Source organism: Oscillatoria salina IIICB1 (genome assembly GCF_020144665.1).
In the GTDB taxonomy this organism is placed as follows: domain Bacteria; phylum Cyanobacteriota; class Cyanobacteriia; order Cyanobacteriales; family SIO1D9; genus IIICB1.
The window spans coordinates 1-3,607 of record NZ_JAAHBQ010000137.1 but is presented as its reverse complement, the minus strand read 5'-3'; the positions used below and the strand labels follow the sequence as shown (position 1 = coordinate 3,607).

Genomic DNA, 3,607 nt, shown 5'->3' with positions numbered 1-3,607 from the left:
GATTGTACCGTCACCAGCAATAAATTCTGGACAATTGTTAAGTTTTCTAATGAACACGATTTGGTTAAGGTTAAGATTAAGGAGATCGCAGATCGCGGAGTAGTTTTTACGAGTTAGAAACTGGCAAAAGGATTTTTAATTTGACGATAGTCACTACATTCAATTGCTTGTTCGGTATTGGCAATTTTCGGTTGTACCGTACACTTAAGATGGCGATCGTTAGTAAAAAACTGACATTTAGTACAAGGAATTTCGTGCATTTGTTTCGCTTTCGCTATTGTATCGCGAGTTGCCATAATTATCGTCCAAGAGAAAACTACCACCAAGACCCAAGCGAAGACAAAGCAGATAGGTACTAAAACAGGCTCGACGATCTCGAAAAAGTAATACACTAATTGTAACAAGGTAAGTCCTCTGACCAAAAATTCAACAGATAAAGATTAATTATGTCGGTAATGAGTTCATCTTACCGTTGAATAGCGATCGCGACTCAAGCAATTTCAATCCATCGAGCCTGATACTAGATTAATTTTAACCTTTGGCTGCGAGTAACTGGACTAACTGAGCCAACTGTTGCTTATTAAACGAATTTTGCAACGTTTTGGCTGCGGATTTTGGTTCTACAGGAATGAGAACTTGAGGTAATTTAGTAGTTGCTAGTTGCTGTAAACTATGACTAGCAGCAATTTCTGAGGATCTCCCACAATGGAGAAGATCGCAGCCAATTTTCAAGTCTTTAATAATTACTGGTGCCAGAGTACGATAAGAATGCTTGGGATTAGCGATCGCCTTTTTGGCAATTTGAGTTAACTTCACCCAATTTTCCTCATCCTGATTTAGTTTAGCCAAGCGATCGCACAATTTTTGCAGTTTTTGGCGACTTTCCGAGGAAGATTTGCCTTTCAACAACTGCAACATTTGTTTTAAAATTTCTCTACCTTGAGAAGCAATTTCGGGAATTACTCCTGTAACAGTATCTTGTTCTAAGGATACTAATTTACCTTCACCACCAACTAATTGATTCAGGTGATTTTGTAACTCGACAAAATTTGGTTGTGCATTGGCGACAATTTCTTGACCTTTTTCGTCCCTCAAACCAAACGGACTTTGTAATTCGTCAATCAAATCCTTTAAAGCATCATAGCCGTTAAAAAATAACGTCTCTAGTTTTTTATCAACCGAAATTTTTTGCTCTTTAAGAACTTTGAGGGCATCTTCTAAGCGATGGGCTGTCTTTTGAATTGTACTATAACCCAACATCGCACCTCCACCTTTAATTGAGTGGGCAGCACGAAACATATCATCTACTCTTTCAGGATCTTCTACCAGCGAAGAGAGATCCAGTATCCCTTGTTCGAGAGTTTCTAGGTGTTCTTTCGCTTCTTCAATAAAATAGCCTAAAATCTTTTGTTGTTGATTCGCGTCCAAGGCTTTTTCCCCCTTATATCACGTAGCCACATTTATCAGTACCAGTTCAATTAGCTAGCAGTTTATCCCCCTTGTCTTCCCCCTCCCCAACCTCATCCTCTCAAAACAAAAGTTGGTCGTTCGACTAAAAAAGCTTTCATCCCAACAGCTTTTGCTCCATGATAATCCTCTTTTAAACTATCGCCGATGTGCCATGCTTGTGCGGGCGAACATTGATGCTTTGCTAGGGCTGTCGTAAAAATTTTGGGGTTGGGTTTAGCTGCACCCACAGCGAAGGAAATGGTTACGCTGCGAAAAAAGTCAGCTAATTTAAGAGTTTCTAACACTTGATACAGTCTGGAGTCAAAATTAGAAACCACGCCTAATTCAATGCCTTTCCCACGCCAATATTCGAGGGCTGGGAGGACATCTGGATAGACATACCAGGGAGCAGCAGAAGCAAAGTGTTGGTAAAGTTGAGAGAAAAAGGCAGGGAAGTCTTCAAAGCGATCGAGAATACCGAGTTGTTGAAAAGTAGCACTAGCGATCGCGTACCACCATTCATACTCTACATCGATAATTTCGATAAAATGAACTTGTCGATCTACTGGTGGCGGTGAAGCTTTAAAGCTAGCATAAAAAGCTGGATTTACTTGTTCGGCAGTAACTTCGACTCCAAACTGACTGGCAAGCTCGGCATATATTTTACCAATACTTCCCCTCACGCCAAACAAAGTTCCCACGGCATCCAAAAATATGACTTTCGGTTGTTCCATCGATGTTGACAGCAACTACGAAAGTAACTCTACTATAGGTTGAGTAATCCAATTCAATCCGACAGTTAATTGATGCTTCCAGGTTGGCATTCTGTACAAATAAACCAAACGCCTTGCTAAATAAGCCAGATTTCCGTCGAATTTCCAACCGAGACTGCTAAGAGTGGCATTATCGGTTCCTAATGTCATCATCTCTCCTAACTGCTGATAGCGCAAGGGAAGTAATGGTCGTCCGGTCATACTTGCCCAAATGTTCCAAGCGCAGTAATCTGATTGTTGTAGGGCAGATTGGGCAGTTGCGGGTACTTGTTGACCACTGGCATCCTGACAGTCGGCTAAGTCTCCTAAAGCATAGATATCTTCGTTATCTACTGTTTGGAGAGTGGGAGTTACGGTTAATCTTCCTTGTTGGTTGTGCTTGAGAGGAAGTGCTTGAATAAGCTCCGAGACTTTTGTTCCGATTGTCCAAAGTACAAGATCTACTGGAATTGTGTCTATTTGTCCTTTGTAAAGTAAAGAGAGGGTTTCGGAAGTAATTGACTCAATTGTAGTTTCCGTATCGATCCAAACCTTTCGTGCTAGCAAGGCTTTCTTTGCAGCTTCGCGATTAAACTCAGTTGAGGTGTAGAGAATATCATCACTGCGTTCGATCAAACGAATTCTCCCGCGAGATCCGAGTCGATCGGCAAGTTTACAAGCCAATTCTACGCCACTATAACCGCCACCCGCGATCGCTACGCGAATTTTATCGCGCTCGGAATTTTCTAGCAGCCGCAGTTGTTCGTCCAGGCGATAAGCGTCGGCTAAACTACGGAAGGGGATAGCATATTCTACCGCTCCCGGCACAATATCTAAAGGAGTCTTACCACCCATCGCGATCGCCAGTTTATCAAAAGGCAAATCCGGGCTATTTTCCAATTCTATCCCCTTGCTTGGCACGTCGATTCCCGTCACGTAAGCGCGCTGGAAGCAAATATCAGTATCAGCCAGAATTTCTGCAAACGGCGGTGCAATTTCCCAAGTTTGCAACTCTCCAGTGACTAATTCGTACAAAAGAGGGGAAAATAAAAAGCGATCGCTTTTATCGATCAGGACAATTTCCGGTTTCTTTGCTGGTTCCCAAGGTAACTCATTTAAGCGCAGAGCAGTATACAAACCGCCAAAACCGCCACCTAATATACAAATGCGTTTAGATTGTTCGTTCATATAACTTAGGAGAGGAATTATAAGCTAATTGTCTACAGGATAGCAAGCTACTGTCTACAGGATAGCAAGCCTAGACAAGTCTGTATCGTCAAAATTAGCTTGACGCGCTTAAGCCCCGCACTCTACGGTGTCGGGGTAAAAGTAGGCGTTGGAGAGATTCTTGGCTTTGCTCAGGATGACACTGGCTGAATCGCACCCAAAAAAAAAGAGGGAAGAGA

General features: G+C 42.3%; 4 protein-coding genes. All 4 read right to left on the bottom strand.

All coding sequences use genetic code 11. The annotated features are described in order from the left end of the window. Positions 1-113 precede the first annotated feature (113 nt). Positions 114-404 (bottom strand): hypothetical protein, encoded by a 291-nt coding sequence (locus tag G3T18_RS24395; RefSeq protein ID WP_224413199.1) that lies wholly within the window; start codon positions 402-404, stop codon positions 114-116. 127 nt (positions 405-531) lie between these two features. Further along, positions 532-1,428, bottom strand: a complete 897-nt coding sequence (locus G3T18_RS24390) for an Hpt domain-containing protein (protein ID WP_224413198.1) — start codon at positions 1,426-1,428, stop codon at positions 532-534. A 92-nt stretch (positions 1,429-1,520) separates the two neighbouring features. Further along, positions 1,521-2,183 carry an HAD-IA family hydrolase gene (locus G3T18_RS24385; protein ID WP_224413197.1) on the bottom strand — a complete coding sequence of 221 codons (663 nt, stop codon included), beginning with the start codon at positions 2,181-2,183 and terminating at the stop codon, positions 1,521-1,523. A 15-nt stretch (positions 2,184-2,198) separates the two neighbouring features. Further along, complete coding sequence (locus G3T18_RS24380; RefSeq protein ID WP_224413196.1) at positions 2,199-3,389, bottom strand: NAD(P)/FAD-dependent oxidoreductase; 1,191 nt, start codon at positions 3,387-3,389, stop codon at positions 2,199-2,201. Positions 3,390-3,607: the final 218 nt, after the last annotated feature.